Below are 20,304 nucleotides of genomic sequence, written 5' to 3'. Positions count from 1 at the left end.
GGAGGTTTGTTACAACGATGGTGGGGCAACAACCACAAGACGGGGGGAGGGGGCTGGGGGGGTACGCGTCCACCCCCCCAACCGAACCCCCTCCCCGTAGAGCGGTAGATTTTTTCCCCCCCGAAACCCCGGGCGTCCGACCCGGCGTCGCCGGCCGTGCAAGGCCGTTGCGACACCCGGACGCCCGGAGGATGAGGGCAGCGGACGACCCTCCTCCTCCGGGCCCGGGATCAGATGCCGAGCGCCTTGCGGACCGCGCGGGCGGTGAGGATCCGCGCCAGGTCGCGGCGGTAGTCCGCCGACGCGGTCAGGTCGTCGACGGGCGACGTGCCCGAGGAGGCGGACGCGCACGCCGCCTCCACCGCCTCCACCGTCGCCGGTCCGCCGGTCAGCGCCGCCTCGACCTCGACCGCCCGGTGCGGCACCGGGCCCATGTTGGTGAGTGCGACCCGCGCGCCCGTGATCGTCCCGTCCGACCGGGACACGGCGGCGGCCACGCCCACGATCGCCCACGCCTGCGCCGTGCGGTGGAACTTCTCGTAGTGCGCCGCCCAGCCATCCACAGTGGACAGCCGCACCTCGACGAGGACCTCGTCTGGGGCGAGCGCCGTGGTGAACAGGTCCACCGCGAAGTCCGCGGCGGCCACCTCGCGCCGCCCGCCCGGGCCCTGCACGACGTACGTCGCGTCGAGGGCCGCGGCGACCGCGGGCAGGTCCGCGGCCGGGTCGGCGTGCGCCAGGGAACCGCCGAGCGTCCCGCGGTGCCGCACCTGCCGGTCGCCGACGCTCGCCGCGGCCGCCGCGAGCAGCGGTGCGTGCCGCTGTACCAGCGGCGACGCGGCGACCTCGGCGTGGGTGGTCATGGCGCCGACCACCAGGGTGTCGCCGTCGAGCCGGACGCCGCTCAGACCGGGCACCCCCGCGAGGTCGACCAGCAGCGCCGGTGCGGCGAGCCGCAGCCGCAGCACCGGCAGCAGCGACTGCCCGCCGGCGAGCACCTTGGCGTCCTCGGAGGCGCCGAGCGCCGCGACCGCGTCCTGCACCGTGGACGGTTTCAGGTAGTCGAACGCGACGGGGATCATGACGTACCTCCGCGCTTGACGGCCCGCCACACCCGCTCGGGCGTGCAGGGCATGTCGATGTCGTCGACGCCGTACGGGCGCAGCGCGTCGACGACGGCGTTGACGACGGCCGGGGTGGACGCGATGGCGCCCGCCTCCCCGACGCCCTTGACGCCCAGCGGGTTGGAGGTCGCCGGGGTCTCGGTGCGGTCGGTGACGAAGTCCGGCAGGTCGGCGGCGCTGGGGATCGTGTACTCGACGAACGACCCGGTCAGCAGGGTGCCGGACTCGTCGTACACGGCCTGTTCGTGCAGGGCCTGTGCGATGCCCTGCGCGACGCCGCCGTGCACCTGCCCCTCGACGATGAGCGGGTTGACGACCTTGCCGACGTCGTCGACGGCGACGTACCGGTGGATGGTGACCTGCCCGGTCTGGGTGTCGACGAGCGTCGCGCACAGGTGGGTGCCGTGCGGGAACGAGAACGTCTGCGGGTCGAACGTGGCGTCCGCGTCCAGGGTCGCCTCGACGCCGTCCGGCAGGTCGTGCGCCGCGAACACCGCGAACGCCGCGTCCGCCAGGGTCTTCGAGGCGTCGGGGGTACCACGGACCCGGAACGCGCCGCCGGTGAACTCGATGTCCTCCGGGCTGCACTCCAGCATGTGCGCGGCGACGACGCGGGCCTTGTCGCGCACCTTCCGGCACGCCTCGACGAGGGCGACCCCGCCGACGGCGAGGGAGCGGGATCCGTACGTGTCCAGGCCCTTGTGCGAGGTGCGGGTGTCGCCGTGCAGGACCTCGACGTCCTCGAACGCGACGCCGAGCTCGTCGGCGACGATCTGGCTCCACGCCGTCACGTGCCCCTGCCCGTGCGGGCTGGTGCCGGTCACCACCTCGACCTTGCCGGTCGGCAGGACCCGCACCGACGCGGACTCCCAGCCGCCCGCGGCGTACCGCAGCGCGCCCAGGATCCGTGAGGGCGCGAGGCCGCACATCTCCGTGTAGGTGGACACGCCGATGCCGAGCTGCACCGGGTCGCCGGAGTCGCGGCGGCGCCGCTGCTCCTCGCGCAGCCCGGCGTAGTCGAACAGGTCGAGGGCCTTGTCGGTGGCGGCGTCGTAGTCGCCCGAGTCGTACACGAGCCCGGCGACCGTGGTGAACGGGAACTCCTCGGCCCTGATCCAGTTGCGCCGGCGCAGCTCGATCGGGTCGACGCCGAGCTCGTCGGCGAGGTCGTCCATGGCCCGTTCGATGGCGTACGTCGCCTCGGGCCGGCCCGCGCCGCGGTAGGCGTCGGTGATCGTGGTGTTGGTGAACACGCCGACGCACTCGAAGCGGTACGCGGGCACCTTGTAGATCGAGTTGAACATGAACGCGCCGAGGATCGGCACACCGGGACCGACCAGGCCGAGGTAGGCGCCCATGTTGGCGATGAGCTTCACGTCGATGCCCGTCAGCGTGCCGTCGCGGCGGGCGGTGAGCGTGATGTCCTGGATCTGGTCCCGGCCGTGGTGCGCCGACAGCATCGACTCGCCGCGGGTCTCGGTGTACTTCACGGGACGGTGTACCCGCTGGGCGGCGAAGAACGCGATCATCTCCTCCGGCGTGACCTGCAGCTTGCCGCCGAACCCGCCGCCGACGTCCGGTGCGATGACCCGGATCTTGTGCTCGGGCACGCCGGTGAGCAGCGCGTAGAACACCCGCAGGATGTGCGGGATCTGGGTCGCCGACCAGATCGTGTACTCCCCCGCCCCGGGGTCGACGACGACGCTGCGCGGCTCCATGAACGCGGGGATGAGCCGCTGCTGCACGTAACGGCGGTGCAGGGTCACCTCGGCGGTGGCGGCCTCGGCGGCGACATCGGTGCCGGTGCCGGCCTGCGCGGAGTCGAAGATCCAGGTGTACGAGCGGTTGGTGCCCTTGTCCGGGTGCACGAGGCCTTCGTCGCGGGACGCCGCGGCCAGGTCGAGGACCGCGGGCAGCGGCTCGTAGTCGACCTCGATGGCGTCGAGCGCGTCCACGGCGCTGTCCCGGTCGCGGGCGACGACGACGGCGACGGCCTCGCCGTGGTGGCGCACGAACCCGTCGGCGAGCGGCGGGCGGACCGGGTGGACGATGTCCTCGGTGACGGGCCACGCGCACGGCAGGCTGCCCTGGACGCCGGCGACGTCGGCGGCGCTGAACACGTCGACGACCCCGGGCAGCTGCCGCGCCGCCTGGACGTCGACGCCGGCGATCCGGGCGCTGGCGTGCGGGCTGCGCAGGATCGCCAGGTGCAGCATCCCGGGCAGCGTGATGTTGTCGGTCCACCGGGTCCGCCCGGTGATGAGCCGCGCGTCCTCCTTGCGGCGGCGCGCCGCGCCGACCTCCCCGGCGGCACCCGCCGACGGTTCCGCGACGGTGGTCATGCCGTCACCTCCGCTTCGCTCCGGCGCCGGCCTGACCCGACAACCACGCCGACGATGCCCGGCCCTCCGCTCCGCTCCGGTCCGGTCATGCCGCCACCTCCGCTTCGCTCCGGCGCCGGCCTGACCCAAACACTGTGCTCATGATGCCCGGCCCTCCGCTCCGCTCCGGTCCGGTCATGCCGTCACCTCGTCCTCGAGGAGGGCACCGGCGCGCAAGGCCGTTGCGGCCGACAGCACGGCGCGGACGATGTTCTGGTAGCCGGTGCAGCGGCACAGGTTGCCGGACAGGCCCTCGCGGACCTCGTCCTGCGTCGGGTCGGGGTTGTCGCGGAGCAGGTCGACCGCGGACAGGATCATGCCCGGGGTGCAGAACCCGCACTGCAGGGCGTGCAGCTCGTGGAAGGCCTGCTGCACCGCGTGCAGCGCGCCGTCCGGCCCGGCGAGGCCTTCGATGGTGGTGACGGCGGCGCCGTCGGCCTGGACGGCGAGGACGGAGCAGCTCTTGACGGAGTGCTGCGCGCCGTCGGGGTCGCCCATGAGGACGGTGCACGAGCCGCAGTTGCTGGTGTCGCAGCCGACGACCGTGCCGACCTTGCCAAGTCGTTCTCGGAGATGATGGACCAGCAGCGTCCGGGGCTCGACATCGTCGACGTAGCGACTGCCGTCGACGTCGACGCTCACCCGGACTCGGTGGGAAGAGGACACGATTGCCTCCCGCGGGGACGTGCCGAAACGGCCCGCCGCGCAACGGACGCACCCGGGCCACTGCCTGATCAGCAGAACGCACAAGCGGTGATCAACGCAACCCTCTGTGGGTCTTGACTTCGTCAGATCCGCCAGATACGGGCGATGCCGTCGCGGACCGTGGCGGTCCCGTGCTCGAACTCCTGCTGGTAGGCGGACGGATCGTCCTCGTCCGGGGACGGCCGCTGGTCGGCGACCGGCCAGCCGAACACGTCCGGGCCGCCGTCGCCGACGATGCGCTCCCAGACAGCCCCCGACACGGTGTGGGCGCCGTGCTCCTCGCTCCACAGCACCGCCCCGCCCTGGAAGACCTGCGACGAGCGACCGGCGGCGGCGGGTGCGGCGCTCCCCCGCGCGGCGGCGACCGGGAAGCCGAGCCGGCCGTCGAAGCCGCCGGCGTCGCAGTACGCGTCCCAGATCGGGCCGCCGACCAGGACCGCCGCCCCGGCGCCGTCAGGCGCGACGACGACCGCGCCGCCGCCGGGCAGCCCCGAGCCCCAGCCGGTCTCCCGGTCGCCCTCGAAGATCTGGTACCAGTTGCCCCGCAGCGGCTCGCCGGGCAGCGCGGTGACCGTCCGCAGCGCCCCGGCCAGCGGAAACCCGAGCCCGCCGGCGAACCCGCCGAGCCGCTCGTGCAGCCGCCGCAGACGTCCCGCGATCAGCAGCGCCGGCCGTCCGGGCACGGCGACGACCAGGCCGTGCTCGAACCGCTGCGCGACGCCGGTGGTGCCCCACGCCGAAGGTCCCACCGCCTCGGCCTCGCTCAGGGTGCCGCCGAGGACGTCGTCCGGGTCGCGGTACAGCGCCAGATGCCGCACGACCGGCGACGGCATCGCGAACGTCCCGCGCGCCGACGTGCGCACGGTGACCGGCCCGGTGTCCGGCGCCCCCTCGAACTCCTGCGCCGTGCCGGTGGCGTCGCCCGCGGGGAACCCGAGCCGGCCCCCGGTGCCGCCCGCGTCACGGTGGTACTCCAGCAGCGCACCCGTCACGGCGTGCGCGCCGAAGCGGTCGCTCCACAGCGTCACCCCGCCCGGGCGGGCCGTCCCGAATCCTTCGGTGCCGAACGGTGACGTCGCCGCCCGGTCGATCCGCGCCGGGGCCCCGCCCGCCACGAGCTCGTCCCTGGCCCGCGGGAACCCCGCGATCCACGGTGCCGTGCGGCTCAGCGCCCCGCAGATGCGCCGGCGGCTGCGCCCGGACACCCGGCCGAGCACGTCGAGGGTCAGCGCGGTGCGGCCGTCGTCCAGCGACGTCCGCAGGATCGGCACGACCAGTCGCACCGGCATCCGCGACAGCAGCGATGGATCCGCACCGGCGCGGGAATCGTCGCCCACCAGCCCGAGTATCCCGGACGGCGGCGGCGAAGTGTCGTGTTCCTGACTCCTGCCCGATTGTCGATCATCGCCGGCATAGGTGAGGATCAACGGATCGAACCCCACGGTGCAATGTGGCACGAGCGGCTCGCGCCGCTCATCGCGGGCTCGGCATCGGCACCGGCCGACGCCGGAGCGCGGCGGATCGAGCTGGCGGCGTTCCTCACCCTCGCGGAGGAACTGCACTTCGGGCGGGCCGGCGCGCGCCTGCACGTGTCGACGGCGCGGATCAGCCAGGCGATCCGGTCGCTGGAGCTGCGGGTCGGCGCGCGGCTGTTCGAGCGGACCAGCCGCCGGGTGGCGCTCCTGCCGGTCGGCCAGCAGCTCCTCGACGACCTCCGCCGCGCCCACGACCAGCCGGACTGCCAGCCGCCGGACCGCTGAGGGCCGGCTAGGACACGTCGTGGTGGATGCGGCCGTCGATCGTCGCCAGGCGGGCCCCGCCGCCGCCCCACCGCCCGGCGATGATCTCGGCGGCGATGCTGACGGCGGTCTCCTCCGGCGTCCGGGCGCCGAGGTCCAGCCCGATCGGCGAGGACAGCCGGGCGAGCTCCTCCTCGGTCATCCCCGCCTCGCGCAGCCGGGCGAGCCGGTCGTCGTGCGTACGCCGGGATCCCATCGCACCGATGTAGGCCAGGTCCTCGCGGAGCGCGACCTGCAGGACCGGCACGTCGAACTTCGGGTCGTGGGTCAGCACGCACACCACCGTGCGGGGGTCGACGCGCCCGGCGTCGAGCTCGGCCCGCAGGTACCGGTGCGGCCAGTCGACGACGACCTCGTCCGCGCCGGGGAAACGCTTCGACGTGGCGAACACGGGCCGGGCGTCGCAGACCGTGACGTGGTAGCCGAGGAAGTCCCCGATGCGGGCCACCGACGCGGCGAAGTCGATCGCCCCGAAGACGATCAAGCGGGCGGGCGGGGCGTAGGAGGCGACGAACAGGGTGAGGCCCTCGCCGCGCCGCTCCCCGTCGAGGCCGTAGTGCAGGGTGTCCGTCCGCCCCGCGGCGAGCAGCCCCCTGGCGTCGTCGGCGGCGGCCGCGTCGAGCCGTTCGGAGCCCAACGACCCGGACGCGGACGCGGGCCAGATCACCATCCGCCGGCCGATGCGGTCCTCCGGGCCCTCGACCACGGACACCACCGCGACGGGCTCGCGCGCGGTGATCGCGGCGGCGACCTCGCCGAGCTCCGGGAACGTGTCCCGCGACACCGGCTCGACCAGCAGCTCGATGATCCCGCCGCAGGTCAGGCCCACCGCGAAGGCGTCGTCGTCGCTCACGCCGTACCGCTGGACGACGGCGGAACCGGAGCCGGTGACCTCGCCCGCGAGCTCGTAGACCGCACCTTCCACGCAGCCGCCGGAGACGCTGCCGACCGCGGTGCCGTCCGGGCCGACGAGCATCGTGGCCCCGGCGGGGCGCGGTGAGCTGCGCCAGGTCCGCACGACGGTGGCCATGCCGACGGTACGGCCGGACTCCCACCAGCCGAGCAGATCGCTGAGAACCTCACGCACGGCGGACCTCCTCAAGGACGGCGTGTAGCGCCGCCACCGTATGCCCCGCCACGAGCGCGTCGACATGCGGGAGCACCGCGGCGAGGCCACCGGCGGTCGGGGCGAAGCCCGGACGGCCGGCGTGCGGGCTGACCCAGACGGTGCGGGCGGCGAGGCGGTGCAGGTGGGCGACGGTGGCGCCGAGCCGGGCGGGGTCGCCGGACTCCCATCCGTCGCTGAAGACGACGACCGCGGCCCGGCGGGCGACGCCCCGGTGACCGTCGCGGCGGACGAACGCGGCGACACCGTCGGCGAGGCGGGTCCCGCCGCGCCAGTCGGGGATGAGCCGCCCGGCCTCGCGCAGTGCCGCGCCGGCGTCGCGGATCCGCAGTGCCGGGGTGAGCCGGGTCAGCCGGGTGCCGAGCGTGTACGTCTCCGTCCACCGTGGACGGTGCCGGGTGAAGGCGTGCGCGAGGCGCAGCAGGGCGTCCGCGTACGGCGACATCGATCCCGACACGTCGATGAGCAGGACGAGCCGCCGGGGGCGCGGCGCCCGCCGGTGCAGCAGCATCGGCCGTGGCTCCCCGCCGGCCCGCAGCATCGCCCGGACGCTGCGGCGGCGGTCGACGCCACCGTGGCCCGCCGGGCGGTGCCGGTGCCCGGGCCGGGTGATGTCGGCGGCGGCGACCTCGGCGAGCAGCGCCGCGGCCTCGGCGCGTTCGGCGGGCGACAGGGTGGCCAGGTCGCGGTGGCGCAGGACCTCGGCGTCGGCGGCCCGCACCGCGAGGGCCGGGTCCCGCTCGGCGGTCGCCGCGGCCGGCGGCAGGGTGGCCCGTAGCAGCGACCGCTCCGGCAGCCGCCGCACCTGCCAGGCCGGGCCGCGCGCGGAGGACGCCGGGGGCGCGAGGGCTGCGTCGTACCGCGCGATGTCCTCCGGCGACCCGCACAGCGTGAGCCGGCCGACCCAGTACGCGTGGGCGACCCCGGCGGCGTCGAGGGCCTCGCCGAAGGCGGCGAGCCGGTCCGGCGTCACCGCGAGGCCGGCCGCCCGCAGCTTCCCGGCCAGCTCAACGAGCACCGACGGTCCCCGTGGCCAGCGTGATGTCCTCGCGGACCTTGAGGACCACGCCGAGGGTGGCGTCGGCGAGCTCGGCGGTCAGCGTGTCCGCGGACAGCGCCCGCAGCGCCGCGGCCCAGTCGACGGCCTCGGCGACGCCGGGCGGCTTCACCAGGTCGAGGGTCCGCAGGTGGGCGGTGGCCGCGGCGACCTGGGCCGCGAGCCGCTCGTCGAGGCCGGGCAGGCGTTTGCGCAGGATCGCCTTCTCCCGTTCCGGGGTCGGGTGGCCGACCCAGTGGTACAGGCAGCGCCGCTTCAACGCGTCGTGCACCTCGCGGGTCCGGTTGCTGGTGACCACGACGGTCGGCGGCACCGCGGCGGTGATCCTGCCCAGCTCCGGGACGGTCACCGCGGCGTCGGCGAGGACCTCCAGGAGGTACGCCTCGAACTCGTCGTCGGCCCGGTCGACCTCGTCCACGAGCAGCACGCAGGGGGCCCGCTCGACCGCCTGGAGCAGCGGCCGGGCGAGCAGGAACCGCCGGTCGTAGAGATCCGCTTCGAGGGCGTCCGCGGACAGCCTCCCGTGCGCCGCCGTCTCGACCGCCCGCAGGTGCAGGACCTGACGGGCGAAGTCCCAGTCGTACAGGGCGTGGGAGGCGTCGAGGCCCTCGTAGCACTGCAGCCGGATGAGCTCGACGCCGGCGGTCTCGGCGAGGGCGGCCGCGAACGCGGTCTTGCCGACGCCGGCGTCGCCCTCCAGGAAGATCGGCCGGTGCAGGCGCAGCGCGAGATAGCCCGCCATCGCGAGGCCCTCGTCGGCGAGGTAGCCCGCGTCTGCCAGGCCGGCCGCCAGCGCGGCCGGAGACTCGAAGTCCGGCACCGCTCCACTATGCGCGTGGACGCGCCCCGGCGGCTACTGGTCCTGCGACTCCGGGGACTCCGGGGGCACGTCGAGGTCGGTGTCGTCGGCGATGTCCTCGCACGGCACGGTGAGGACCTGGTCGGCGTGGGCCACCAGGTAGGCCCGCGCGCCGACGTCGGCGGTCGCGAGGGTGGCGACCCCGGCCCAGTGATCCCGGCCGAGGATCACCGGGTGTCCGCGTTTGCCCTGATACGTCGCCGTGACGAGCGACTTCGGCCCGCCGTCGGTCGCGGCGAGCAGGCGGGCCACGGCGTCGGGACCGATGCCGGGCGTGTCGACCAGGAGCACCGCGACCGCGAACGTGTCGGTCTCCGGCTCGGTCTCGGCGACCGTCTTCAGGCCGACCCGCAGCGACGAGCCCATGCCGCTCTTCCAGGTCGGGTTGTCCACCAGCCGGGCGTCGCCGAGCTGGGCCTCGTCGCGGACCCGCGCGGACTCCGCGCCGAGGACCACCACGATCCGCGTGCAGCCGCCGTCGCGCAGCGTCGCCACGGCCCGCTCGACCAGCAACCGGCCGTCGTCGTGGCGCACGAGAGCCTTGGGCCCGCCATATCGGCGGCCGCCACCTGCGGCGAGAACCAGTCCGACGATCGTGCTCAGCGGGAACTCCTCCGGTGCTCCTCTAAGTACCAGCGCGAGGCCCAGCGTAGTACCGGCGGTAGGCTCCTTGCTCATGGCCCTGCACGATCACTGTTCGTATTGCGGTGTCGCCTATGCGTCGAACGCCCCCTGGCCTCGCGTCTGTGCCTCCTGCGGCCAGACGACCTGGCGGAACCCGCTGCCGGTCGCGGTCGCGCTCCTGCCGGTGGAGACCGACGAGGGCCGCGGCCTGATCCTCGTGCGCCGCGACATCGAGCCGATGCGCGGCGAGCTGGCACTGCCCGGCGGTTTCATCGAGCTCGGCGAGACCTGGCAGGAGGGCATGGTCCGGGAGCTGCGCGAGGAGACCACGCTGCTGGCCGACCCCGCCGACGTCCGCCTCTTCGACGTCCGGAGCACCGCCAACGGCAACCTCATCGTCTTCGGTGTCCTCCCCCCGCGCCCCCTGGCCGACATCCCCTCGTCGGTGGCGACGGAGGAGTCGCTGGGCTTCGAGATCGGCGTCGGCCCGCAGCCGCTGTGCTTCCCCACCCACACCGAGGCCATGGCCGGCTACCTCGCCTCCGCCGACTGGTGACCCGCCGCCGCGCCGTGGCCTGGCGGCGCAGCACGGCCGGGTGCGGCCGGCCGATCCACTGACCTCGATGGCGCACGGCCACTTCGCGTCGGAGAAGCACCACGACGACGTCGCGCGGCACGGCGGACGTCAGAGTAGCATCCAAGGGCGCACGGTCACTTCGCGTCGGAATAGCGGGGCACCACGGCGACGTCGAGCGGGAACCTGACCGGGGTGTCGCCGAAGAGCAGGCGCCGGGCCTCGTCGCCTGCGGTGTGCACGGCGGCCACCACGGTGTCGGCCTCCGCCGACGGGCAGTGGACCACGACCTCGTCGTGCTGGAAGAAGACGAGCTCGGCGGCGAGACCGGCGAGGTGCGAGCGGAGCCGGGCGAGCAGGACCAGGGCCCATTCCGCGGCGGTGCCCTGGATGACGAAGTTGCGGGTGAACCTGCCGCGGGCCCGGCCCCTGGCACCGCCCCGGGCGTCGACCTCCATGCCCGGCTCGTCGAAGCCCTCCCGCCAGCTGACCGACGACGGCGGGCAGGTGCGGCCGAGCCAGGTGCGCACGAGCCCGCCTGCCTCGCCGGTGCGGGCGGCCTCCTCGACGAGGTCCCAGGCGGTCGGATAGAAGCGGCGCAGGGCGGCGAGGGCGGGTGCGGCCATGCCGCCGGTCTGACCGTACATGGCGCCGAGGAGCGCGACCTTCGCCTTCGCCCGGTCGCCGTCGAACGCGTCGGCGGCGAGGGCGGCGTAGAGGTCGCCGGCGGCGCCGGCCCGGGCGAGGCGGTGGTCGGCGGAGACGGCGGCGAGGATGCGCGGCTCGAGCTGGCCGGCGTCGGCGACGACGAAGGTCCAGCCCGGGTCGGCGACGACGGCCTTGCGCACGACCTTGGGGATCTGCAGGGCGCCGCCGCCGCGGGTGGCCCAGCGGCCGGAGACGACGCCGCCGGGGATGTATTCGGCGCGGAAGCGGCCGCCGCTGACCCACTGGTCGAGCCAGGACCAGCCGTGCGCGACCCAGAGGCGATAGAGCTCCTTGTATTCCAGCAGGACCGGCACGGCGGGGTGCTCGACGCCCTGCAGCTCCCAGCGGCGGGTGCTGCGCAGCGTGATGCCCTGCCGGGCGAAGGCGCGCAGGACCTCGGCGGGCGAGTCGGGGTGGACGCGGGCGCCGAAGGCGTCGTTGATGCGGGCGTTGAGCTCGACGAGCCGGGCCGGTGGCGCGCCCTCGATCGGTGACGGCGCGCCGAGCAGCTCGCGGAGCAGGGCGTCGTGCACGTCGGCGCGCCACGGCAGGCCGGCGAAGCCCATCTCGGCGGCGACCAGGCCGGCGGCGGACTCGGCGGCGACCAGGGTGCGCATCGCGCCGCCGCCGGGGGCCACCGACGGCGCGGCCGCGGCGCGGGTGCGCTGGTCGGCGAAGACGGCGAGGACCGCGTCGAGCGGCAGGGAGGGGGCCGCCATGAACACGTCGTCGAACAACGAGTCCTGGGCACCGCCCGGCGGCAGCGCCGCGCGCGGCGGCGGGTCGGGTGGCACCGGGGCGCCGGTCAGGCGGGCGTGGGCGGCGGCGAGGGCGCGGGGCTGGCCCCAGTGGCCCTCGGCGCCGAGCAGGAGGGCCTCGGCGAGCTCCAGGTCGTGGCAGCGCTCGACACGGACACCGGCGGCGAGCAGGCGCGGATAGCACTCGGCGGTGGAGGGCCACAGCCAGCGCGGGCGGTCGCGGGCCTCGATCTGCGCGACCGCGGTGGCCAGGTCGTCGACGCGGCGCTCGGGGCCGGCGACGGCGCCGTCGTCGCCCAGCGGGCGCAACAGTCCACCGGCACCTGAGGGCATGACCGCGATGAGCACGTCCGCATTACATCGCACACCCCCGACAGTTTTCGAGAAACCGCCGGGGGTGCGCGTGCCTTTGGTGGGTTACTTCACTGCCCCGGCCGTCAGACCGGCCTGGATCTGCCGCTGGAAGATCATGTAGATCACGATCATCGGCAGGATCGAGATGGTCAGCGCGGCGAAGAGACCGGACCAGTCCGCCTCGTAGCCGGCGGCCGTGGAGATCTCGGCGATGCCCTGGGTGAGCACCCACTTGTCCTTCGCCCCGGCCATGAGCACCAGGGGCAGCAGGTACTGCGCCCACTGGCCGATCAGGTTGAAGATCGTGAGGCTGATCAGGCCCGGCTTGGCCATCGGCAGCATCACCGAGAAGAACAGCCGGGTGTGCGACGCCCCGTCGATCGTCGCCGCCTCCGCCACCGAGTTCGGCAGCGAGCGGAAGAACGACGTCAGGAAGAAGATCGTGAAGGGCAGCGAGTAGGCGATGTACACCAGGATCAGGCCCGTGTACGTGTTGAGCAGCCCGAAGTTCTTCACCACGAAGAACAGCGGCACCACCGCCAGGAACGGCGGGAAGGCGATGCCCGCGACGAACAGGAAGTAGATGAGGCGGTTGCCCCAGAACCGGTACCGGGCGAGCACGTAGGCGGCCATCGAGCTGAGCAGGATCGTGCCGGCGGTGCTGATCGACACGACGATGACGCTGTTGAACAGGTAGGTGCCGACGTGGGCCTTGCTCCAGGCCCGGCCCCAGTTCTCCCACCGCAGCTCGGACGGCAGCGTCCACGGCGCGGCGAAGATCTCGGTGGTGTTCTTGAACGAGGCGAGGAAGACCCAGGCGAGCGGCAGCAGGATCGCCAGCGCCCAGATCGCCAGGAAGATGTGGCCGACGCTGCCGGCGATGTTGAGCTTGCGGGCCGGGCGGGCCGCGCGGGGAACCACGCGGCCTCCCGACCTGTCGTGGTGCTGACCCGGCGTCTCCCGGCCGATCGTGGTGGTCATGTCCGGCCTCTCAGAACTCGTAGGATTCGCGACGGGTGGCCCGCAGCGTGAATGCCGCGAACACCAGCGAGAGCACGCACAGCGCCACACCGTAGGTGGCCGCGTCGCCGTACCGGCTCTGCTGCATGTTGTTGTAGATCTCCAGGCCGAGCACGGTCGTGGAGCCGTCGGGGCCGCCGTTGTCCTGCGCGAGCACCGACACCAGGGCGAAGGCGTCGAAGGCGATGATGCCGAGGTAGACCCACGCGGTCTGGATCGTCTCCCACAGCAGCGGCAGCGTGATCCTGAAGAACAGGCTCACCTTGCTGGCGCCGTCGAGCTCGGCCGCCTCGTAGATCTCGCCGGGCACGTTGGCCATGCCGGCGGAGAAGAGCACCACGTAGAAGCCGACCGCCTGCCACACCAGCACCGCGATCAGCGCCGGCAGGGCCAGGTTCTTGTCGATCAGGAACCCGATGGGCTCCGAGAGCCCGGCCTTCAGCAGTACACCGTTGATGAGGCCGGACTCGTTGGGCCGGTACACCGTCGCGAAGAGCACGGCGACGACCGGCATGGCGAGGACCTGGGGGAGGAAGAACACCACCCGGTAGAAACTCGACCCCCAGACCCCCGACGTCTTTCCGCCGCTGCCTTTGCCTCCCACGTTGAGGAGGAAGGCAAAGAGCAGCGCGAACGCGATCGTGGCCAGCGGCAGGGTGACGAGCATGATTGCGTGATGCTCCAGGGCCTGCCAGAACCGGTCGGCGTGGAACATCCGATCGTAGTTCTCCAGCCCTACCCAGCGCTTCTTCGTGAAGCCGCGCCACTGGTAGAAGGACAGCTGGACCGTCTGGTAGTACGGCGAAAGAACGAAGATCGAGTACAGCGTTACCGGCGCAACCAAGAACCCCAGAATGAAGGGGAGTCTCCCATGCCGCATGATCAGGCTCCGATCAGCGCTTGAACTTGGTGATCGACGAGTCCTTCTTGATCTCGTCGGCCTTCTTCTGGATGCGCTCGACGAACGCGTCGGCCTTGATGCGACCGAACATCAGCTCGTTGGTGGCGGTGCGGGCCTCCTTGTCGAGGTCCTTGTACCAGCCGTCGAAGAACAGGTTGAAGACCTCGGAACCGGCCGCCTTCAGCGCGTCCTGCGACGACTGGGTGCCCGGCGTGAAGGTCAGGCCCTCGGTGCTGCCCAGGACCACCGTAGGCGCCTTGACGACCTCGGTGAAGCCCTTGCCGCCGGCCTTCGACAGCATCTGGCGCATGTACTCCATGCCGCCCTTGGGGTTCTTGCTCTTCGCCAGGACCATGTAGCCCTCGCCGGCGGTCGCGCGCAGCGCCGTCGACTTGAGCTTGTCCGAGCCGGTGATGCTCGGGGTGGTCAGCATCTGGTACTTGAAGCCTTCGGGTGTGTCCTTCTTCTGCTCGTTCTCGAGCCAGTCACCCGACGGGTACATCGCCAGCTGGTACTGGTTCTGCTTGAGCTGGACGTCGGTGTGCTTGAGACCCTCGGCGCCCTGCAGGTTGTACTTGGCACCGATCTCGGCCCACGCCTCGGCGGCCTGCTTGACAGCGTCGACCTTCCAGGCGCCGTCCTCAAGGTTGTCGATGTTCTTGAGGATGTCCGCGCCACCGATCTTCGCGGCGCTGGTGAGGATGATGTTCCACTGGTAGTACGCGGCGTTGGCGCCCGCGTAGGCGTAGGGGGCGATGCCCTTGGCCTTGATCTTGTCGCAGAGCGCGGTGAACTCGCTCCACGTCTTCGGGGCGACCCAGCCGTTGTCGGTGAAGAGCTTGCCCGAGTACCAGATGCCGAACACGGTCGACACGTAGTACAGGACGTACGGCTTGCCGTTGAACGAGCCCGTGTCCACCGTGCCGGGGACCAGGGTGTCCTTGACCTTCTTGCTCGGGTCGTCGACCGACGGCGCGTCGAACAGCGCGGTCAGGTCCTGCAGCTGACCGTCGGCGACGAGCGCGCCGAAGTCCAGCGACTTCTCACCGGAGTTGTTGACGAACTCCGGCGCGTTGCCGCCCGCGATCAGCGGCTGGACCAGGGTGGAGATGGCCTGGCTCGACTGGTGCTTGACCTCGGACTTCGGGTGAGCCTTCTTGTACATCGGCTCGTGGACGTCCGTGGCGTACTTGTCGCCGTAGCCACCGTTGAAGATGACGACGCTGATCGGCTGGTCCTCGGGGGCACCCAGCGGGTTGGTGGCGCTGACGGCACCGGTGTTCGCGGTGCCCGGCGACTCCTCCTCGCCGCCGCTGTCGGCGCACGCGGCGAGGAAGCCCGCCGCGGGCGTGGCGACGAGGCCGGCAACGGCAGCGCGCTGCAGGACGGTCCGCCGCGAGAGCGCGTTTGGCGTCGACGGGGACTCGGGGGTAACGGACATGATCTGTCTCCTCGGTTCGGGTCAGGCGGTGCGCCGGACACGTCCGGCGTACCGCGACTCGAGGGTGTGGTTGTGCTCGTCCCCGCCGGGGACGTTTGCGGACAGGTAGACGGGAGCCACCTCGCCCGCAGCCTCGATGCGTCGCACGACCTCGGCGACCACCAGCTGCGCCATGAGCGCGTTGGTGACCGATGAGACCGGGCAGACCGCGCCGCCGCTATCCAGCGACAGCAGTGCGTCACCGTACGGCGCGCCGTTGTCCAGCACGACGTCGGCGATATCGGCGAGTCGTTTGCCCGAGGGGTGCCTGGGGGACACCCGCTCGGTGTGCTCGACCGACGTGATCGCGATCAATTTGTGTCCGCGCTGCTTGATCAGCAGCGCCATCTCGACGATCCCCCCGTTGATCCCGGACTGTGAGGCCATCACGAACACGTCCTCGGGACGCGGCGCGGCGATCTCGTAGAGCTGGGCGGCGATCCGGGGATCGCGTTCCAGCTTCTCGTCCTCGAGGATCTGCGGGTCCTGGCCGCCGTAGACGACGAGGTCCCGCAGGAGGATCTTGTTCGTCGGCACGAGCCCGCCGGCGCGGCCGGCGAAGTCCACCGCCACCGCCTCGGAGTGCCCGGTGCCGAACGCCTGGAGGAGGCCACCGGCGCGCAGCGCGGTGACGATGTGGTCGGCCGCCTGGCTGACGTTGCCGACCTGGGTGGTGGCGATCCGGTCGATGACCGTCTGGATCGCGGAGACGTAGCCGTGCGCGGTGACTGTCATGCTGACGACGCCTCTTTTCCACTCGCCGCCGACTTGTGACCGGCGACCGCCTGTGCGGTGACGCTGAAGGCCGCGTGCGCGCGTTCGTGCGTGCGCTGCGCCACCGCGATGTACAGCAGGTCCAGCACCACCAGCTGGGGGTGCCGAGCGGAAAGGGCATCGGGCCGGAACGTCGTCGCCTGCGTCGCGGTGAGCATGACGATGTCGGCGACCTCGGCCAGGGCCGAGCGGGGGAAGCTGGTCAGCGCGATCGTGGTCGCGCCCCGGCTGCTCGCCTCGGCGATCATCTCGATGGTCTCGCGGGTCTGGCCACTGTGCGAGACGCCCAGCGCCACGTCGCCCGGCTTCAGCAGCGATGCGCTGGCCAGACCGTTGTGCACGTCGTTCCACGCCCACGCCGCGACGCCGATGCGGTGCAGGCAGAACTGCATCTCGCCGCCGACGAGCGCGCTGCCGCTGGCGCCGTAGATGTCGACGCGGTCGGCGCGGGCGATGGCCTCGGCGGCGCGCTCGACCTCGGAGAGGTCCAGCAGCGAGGCGGTGTCGTGCATCGCCTGCGTGTCGGCCGCCATGATCTGGCCCAGCACCCGCGCGAGCGGGTCGGTCGGCTGGATCTCCCGGCCGATGTCCATCGTCCAGCCGCCGGTCCGGGACGCCCGGCCCGTCTCGCCGGCGATGGCGAGGCGCAGCTCCGCGTATCCGACGAAGCCCAGGGCCCGGCAGAAGCGGGTCACGGTCGCGGGCGAGGTGCCGCTGCGCTCGGCGAGCTCGACGATCGTCGAGCGGGCCGCGGCGGCGGGGTCGGCGAGGATCAGCTCGGCGACCCGCTGCAGGGCACCGGTGAGCTCGGGCAGCTGCGCCCGGACCTTCGCCAGGACGCTGTCGGTGCCCACTCCGGCGAAGCCGTCGAGGGGGCCGGTCAGCACGCCCGCGGGGATCGACGACACGGGCGAGGCACTGACAGCGGTGTGCACCGCCGCCGTGAGCTCCTCGCGAGGTGTCATGTCGCTCCCTTTCAGCAAAGTTCCTTAACTGTTAGTGGTAAAAGTTCTTACTGAGGGGCCCTTCTTGTCAAGGAGTTGGGTGAAGTTTTCAAACTGTTACCTAAGATGTGGATCTTAAAGGGAGCTAAAAGCCCAGCTCAGGGCCGCTACGACCCCGTCGGCGACACGGCTCCCGCGCATCGGCCGACCCGACCAAGAAGAGCAGACGCAACCGGGTGACCGTCAGGGTGAGCCGCAGAAATAGCCCGTTTTGTTACATCCGCAGCACCCGAGGAGAACGGCCGTTTTCATGAAGAAGGGCCGAACAGACCGTTTCAGCCCGTTCGGCCCCTTCAGCCCCTTGTGAGCGTCGTCACCCGGAAGCGCTCCCACCAGCGGTCGGCGTTCTGGTCAAAATTTCCAAACCTTCCGGCCAGGCCATCGGAATCACGGTCCGTGACGGTTCGGTGGCGTACTTTCGGGCGCTGGTGTTTTGCCACCGCTTCGATATGCTGTCCGGCGATGTTGACGGCGCCGAGACGGATCCTCACCTTCCTGGTCACAGCGTTTCTGCTGGTGATCGCGTTCGCCGACCCCGCGACCGCCGAGCCCGGCGAGGACGACGGCCAGAATCTCACTGTCCGTCAGGCCCTGGACAAGGCGCTCGGCGAGTACAACGACGCGAAGGGCCGGCTGGACAAGTCGACCGCCGACCAGGCGGCGATCGAGGCCGAGCTCGGCAAGACCCAGGCCCGCCTGGCGGAGCTGGAGGTGGCCGCCGGTTCGGTGGCCAGCGCGGCCTACCGGGGACGCCGGGTCAGCCTGTTCAACGTGATGGTCGGCAGCGACAACCCCAGCGAGCTGCTGCACGACATGTCGACGATCGAATACATGGTCTCCCGCGACGACAAGGCACTGCGCGAGCTGGCCGAGACGCGCAGAAAACTGGAGCAGCAGAAGGCGGACATCGCCGCGGCGGTCGCCAACCAGCAGGCCCAGCTGAAGATCATGGAGGCCAACAAGAAGGCCGCCGAGGACGCGCTGCGCAAGGCCGGCGGCGGCGGTGCGGTCGGCAGCTCACCGAGCGGCGGCCGGGTCACCACCAAGCCGGTCGCGCGCAACTCCGACGGGTCCTTCCCGAAGGAGAGCTGCTCGATCAACGACCCGACCCCGGCGAGCGGCTGCATCACGCCGCGCATGCTCAACGCCTACAACGAGGCACGGCTGGCCGGCTTCACGCGGTACACCTCCTGCTTCCGCAGCGGCGGGAGCGGCGAGCATCCGCTCGGCAGGGCCTGCGACTTCTCCGCGAACACCAGCGGCTTCGTCAACGCCAACGCCGGCGGCGGCGACAAGGCCTACGGCGACAACCTCGCCGCCTGGTGCGTCGCCAACGCGAAGAACCTCGGCGTCAAGTACGTCATCTGGTATCGGCAGATCTGGCAGCCCAGCAGCGGCTGGAGGAGCTACAGCGGCAGCGGCGGGCCCGCGGCCACCCACACCAACCACGTACACCTGTCGATGCAGTGACCTAGTCCCGCAGCGCGTCGAGGGCGAGCAGCGCGACGTGCAGCGACAGGCACGCCTGCACCGAGTCGAGGTCCGTGCCGAGGACCCGGCGGATCCTGGCGAGCCGCTCGTAGAACGCCGGCCGTGACAGGTGGCTGTGCTCGGCGGCCGCCGACTTGTTGCGCCCGCATTCGAGGTACACCCGCAGCACCCCGAGCAGTTGCTCGCGGGGATGCCGGGCGTCGTGCGCGAGCAGCGGCCCGAGCTCCCGCTCGACGAACGTCTGCAGCCGCGGCTCGTCGCGCAGCATGTGCAGCAGGCCGGGCAGGCCGACGTCGGCGAGGCGGACGACCTCCCCCGGTCCGGCCGCCGTGTGGCGCACCGACATCGCGACCTGGCTCGCCTCCAGCAGCGACCGGCGGGCCTCCTTCGGCGTCGCCGCCCCGTCCCCCGCCGCCACGACCACGTCACCGCCCGCGAGGTCGCGCACCCGCACCGCCAGCCGCCGCAGCGCCTCCTGCTCCTCCTCCACCGCCCGCAGCGCCAGCAGGACCGCGGTGACCTCGCCGTCGAGCACCCCGGCCAGCCCGGCGAGGGACGTGTCCCGCAACGCCCGGGCGGCGACGCCCGCGGTGCAGCCGCGGATCACCACCCCGACGAGGTGCCGCCGCTCCAGGTGTACGCCCAGCGCCCGCGCCCGCACGACGACGTCCCCGACCGGTGCGGTGTGCCCGAGCAGGGCGGCCAGCAGCGCCGACTGTGCCTGCCGCTCGGGGTCGTGCTCCTCGCGCTGGGTGAGGCGGACCAGCGCGAGCGTCGCCGCGGCCCGCTCGATGAGCGTGACGTCGCGGTCCCGGGCCGCCGGCAGCCGGATCAGCAGCCGCCCCCAGTCCTGCCCGCGCGCGCCGACGACGGTCACGAGCCAGCCCGCGCCGGCGTCGTGCCCGGTCCGCCCCACCGGCCGCACCGCCCGCGAGTGCGCCTCCCAGTTGGCCAGCAGCAGCTCCGCCGAGCCGCCGGCCGCGTCGTACGCCAGGACCTGCCGCGACAGGTTCTCCAGCACGACGGGCGCCCCGGCCAGCGCCGCGGTCTGCGCGACCACCTCCGCCGGCGCCGCGCCTTCCACCGACAGGTCCGTGAACCGCTGGTGGATCTCGGCGGTGGCCCGCAGCTCGGCCAGCTGCGCGTCCACGATCATCCCGTGCACCGCCTGCGTGATCAGCACGAACGGGGTGCCCCGGTGCAGCTCGACGAGCGGCAGCCCGAGCTCCTCCGCGGTGCGCACCATGACCGCCGGCAGCCGGGCCGTGAACCGCCGCCCCATCTCCACGGCGAGCCCGCAGGCGCCGACGTCGGCGACGTCGGTGACGAAGCGGCGCAGCCCGGCGTCGTCGAGCGGCAGCCCGATCCCCGTGATGAGGATCAGCTCACCGCCGCGCAGCAGCGTCGCGATGTCGGGCACCTCGGAGCTGTGCACCCACCGCACGGCCTGATCGAGCCCGCGCTCCCCCGCCACGACCCGCGGCGCGCCGTTGCGCACGGGGTCGAGCTCGAGCACCTCACGGACGGACGGGAACATCAGCGCGGATGCTACCGCCCGCCGGCGG

At 72.5% G+C, this 20,304-nt stretch carries 18 protein-coding genes; 3 read left to right on the top strand and 15 right to left on the bottom strand.

All coding sequences use genetic code 11. The features are described from left to right. Window positions 1-230: 230 nt before the first annotated feature. The 4 genes from ACZ6TV_RS20710 to ACZ6TV_RS20695 form a co-directional block, all read right to left on the bottom strand. Window positions 231-1,082 (bottom strand): FAD binding domain-containing protein, encoded by an 852-nt coding sequence (locus ACZ6TV_RS20710; protein ID WP_465298822.1) that lies wholly within the window; start codon window positions 1,080-1,082, stop codon window positions 231-233. After that, window positions 1,079-3,466: a xanthine dehydrogenase family protein molybdopterin-binding subunit gene (locus ACZ6TV_RS20705; protein WP_465298821.1), complete on the bottom strand. Its 2,388-nt coding sequence runs from the start codon at window positions 3,464-3,466 to the stop codon at window positions 1,079-1,081. Before ACZ6TV_RS20705 ends, ACZ6TV_RS20710 begins: the two co-directional genes overlap by 4 nt. Before the next feature lie 174 nt (window positions 3,467-3,640). After that, window positions 3,641-4,147: a (2Fe-2S)-binding protein gene (locus ACZ6TV_RS20700; RefSeq protein ID WP_465298820.1), complete on the bottom strand. Its 507-nt coding sequence runs from the start codon at window positions 4,145-4,147 to the stop codon at window positions 3,641-3,643. Window positions 4,148-4,293: 146 nt separating this feature from the next. Further along, window positions 4,294-5,547 carry an LGFP repeat-containing protein gene (locus ACZ6TV_RS20695; RefSeq protein ID WP_465298819.1) on the bottom strand — a complete coding sequence of 418 codons (1,254 nt, stop codon included), beginning with the start codon at window positions 5,545-5,547 and terminating at the stop codon, window positions 4,294-4,296. A gap of 111 nt (window positions 5,548-5,658) precedes the next feature. Here ACZ6TV_RS20695 and ACZ6TV_RS20690 point away from each other — a divergent pair, with 111 nt between their 5' ends. Next, window positions 5,659-5,970, top strand: a complete 312-nt coding sequence (locus ACZ6TV_RS20690) for a LysR family transcriptional regulator (RefSeq protein ID WP_465298818.1) — start codon at window positions 5,659-5,661, stop codon at window positions 5,968-5,970. Between the two features lie 7 nt (window positions 5,971-5,977). Here the strand turns inward: ACZ6TV_RS20690 and ACZ6TV_RS20685 are convergent, their stop codons facing one another. From ACZ6TV_RS20685 to ACZ6TV_RS20670, 4 genes are read right to left on the bottom strand one after another with little or no spacing between them, the layout of a single operon-like run. Further along, window positions 5,978-7,096: an XdhC family protein gene (locus ACZ6TV_RS20685; RefSeq protein ID WP_465298817.1), complete on the bottom strand. Its 1,119-nt coding sequence runs from the start codon at window positions 7,094-7,096 to the stop codon at window positions 5,978-5,980. Beyond that, window positions 7,089-8,153: a vWA domain-containing protein gene (locus ACZ6TV_RS20680; RefSeq protein ID WP_465298816.1), complete on the bottom strand. Its 1,065-nt coding sequence runs from the start codon at window positions 8,151-8,153 to the stop codon at window positions 7,089-7,091. Before ACZ6TV_RS20680 ends, ACZ6TV_RS20685 begins: the two co-directional genes overlap by 8 nt. Then, window positions 8,143-9,012: an AAA family ATPase gene (locus tag ACZ6TV_RS20675; protein ID WP_465298815.1), complete on the bottom strand. Its 870-nt coding sequence runs from the start codon at window positions 9,010-9,012 to the stop codon at window positions 8,143-8,145. The genes ACZ6TV_RS20680 and ACZ6TV_RS20675 overlap by 11 nt, the downstream gene beginning before the upstream one ends. A 33-nt stretch (window positions 9,013-9,045) precedes the next feature. After that, entirely contained in the window at window positions 9,046-9,729 is a 684-nt protein-coding gene (locus ACZ6TV_RS20670) for a nucleotidyltransferase family protein (RefSeq protein WP_465298814.1), read from the bottom strand. On the opposite strand from ACZ6TV_RS20670, the gene ACZ6TV_RS20665 reads away from it, so the two are divergent. Then, window positions 9,728-10,231 carry an NUDIX domain-containing protein gene (locus tag ACZ6TV_RS20665; RefSeq protein WP_465298813.1) on the top strand — a complete coding sequence of 168 codons (504 nt, stop codon included), beginning with the start codon at window positions 9,728-9,730 and terminating at the stop codon, window positions 10,229-10,231. The two genes, ACZ6TV_RS20670 and ACZ6TV_RS20665, sit on opposite strands and share 2 nt — an antisense overlap. Window positions 10,232-10,386: 155 nt before the next feature. Here the strand turns inward: ACZ6TV_RS20665 and ACZ6TV_RS20660 are convergent, their stop codons facing one another. The 6 genes from ACZ6TV_RS20660 to ACZ6TV_RS20635 all read right to left on the bottom strand — a co-directional run bounded on the left by ACZ6TV_RS20660 (window position 10,387) and on the right by ACZ6TV_RS20635 (window position 17,209). Further along, complete coding sequence (locus ACZ6TV_RS20660) at window positions 10,387-12,048, bottom strand: bifunctional 3'-5' exonuclease/DNA polymerase (RefSeq protein WP_465298975.1); 1,662 nt, start codon at window positions 12,046-12,048, stop codon at window positions 10,387-10,389. An 84-nt stretch (window positions 12,049-12,132) separates the two neighbouring features. Continuing rightward, window positions 12,133-13,050: a carbohydrate ABC transporter permease gene (locus ACZ6TV_RS20655; protein ID WP_465298812.1), complete on the bottom strand. Its 918-nt coding sequence runs from the start codon at window positions 13,048-13,050 to the stop codon at window positions 12,133-12,135. Between the two features lie 10 nt (window positions 13,051-13,060). Then, window positions 13,061-13,933: a carbohydrate ABC transporter permease gene (locus ACZ6TV_RS20650; RefSeq protein ID WP_465298811.1), complete on the bottom strand. Its 873-nt coding sequence runs from the start codon at window positions 13,931-13,933 to the stop codon at window positions 13,061-13,063. A 49-nt stretch (window positions 13,934-13,982) separates the two neighbouring features. Then, a complete protein-coding gene (gene ngcE / locus ACZ6TV_RS20645; protein WP_465298810.1) occupies window positions 13,983-15,431 on the bottom strand; it encodes an N-acetylglucosamine/diacetylchitobiose ABC transporter substrate-binding protein in 1,449 nt (482 codons plus the stop codon). Between the two features lie 21 nt (window positions 15,432-15,452). Next, entirely contained in the window at window positions 15,453-16,205 is a 753-nt protein-coding gene (locus ACZ6TV_RS20640; protein WP_344502896.1) for an SIS domain-containing protein, read from the bottom strand. Then, window positions 16,202-17,209 carry a MurR/RpiR family transcriptional regulator gene (locus tag ACZ6TV_RS20635; RefSeq protein ID WP_465298809.1) on the bottom strand — a complete coding sequence of 336 codons (1,008 nt, stop codon included), beginning with the start codon at window positions 17,207-17,209 and terminating at the stop codon, window positions 16,202-16,204. The genes ACZ6TV_RS20640 and ACZ6TV_RS20635 overlap by 4 nt, the downstream gene beginning before the upstream one ends. A 501-nt stretch (window positions 17,210-17,710) precedes the next feature. Between ACZ6TV_RS20635 and ACZ6TV_RS20630 the strand changes: the two genes are divergently transcribed. Next, complete coding sequence (locus tag ACZ6TV_RS20630) at window positions 17,711-18,718, top strand: coiled-coil domain-containing protein (RefSeq protein ID WP_465298808.1); 1,008 nt, start codon at window positions 17,711-17,713, stop codon at window positions 18,716-18,718. A 1-nt stretch (window position 18,719) separates the two neighbouring features. Here the strand turns inward: ACZ6TV_RS20630 and ACZ6TV_RS20625 are convergent, their stop codons facing one another. Continuing rightward, window positions 18,720-20,276: a PucR family transcriptional regulator gene (locus tag ACZ6TV_RS20625; RefSeq protein WP_465298807.1), complete on the bottom strand. Its 1,557-nt coding sequence runs from the start codon at window positions 20,274-20,276 to the stop codon at window positions 18,720-18,722. Window positions 20,277-20,304 lie beyond the last annotated feature (28 nt).

It is taken from the genome of Dactylosporangium sp. NPDC051087 (assembly GCF_055586325.1).
This window is presented reverse-complemented; position numbering and strand designations above follow the sequence as displayed.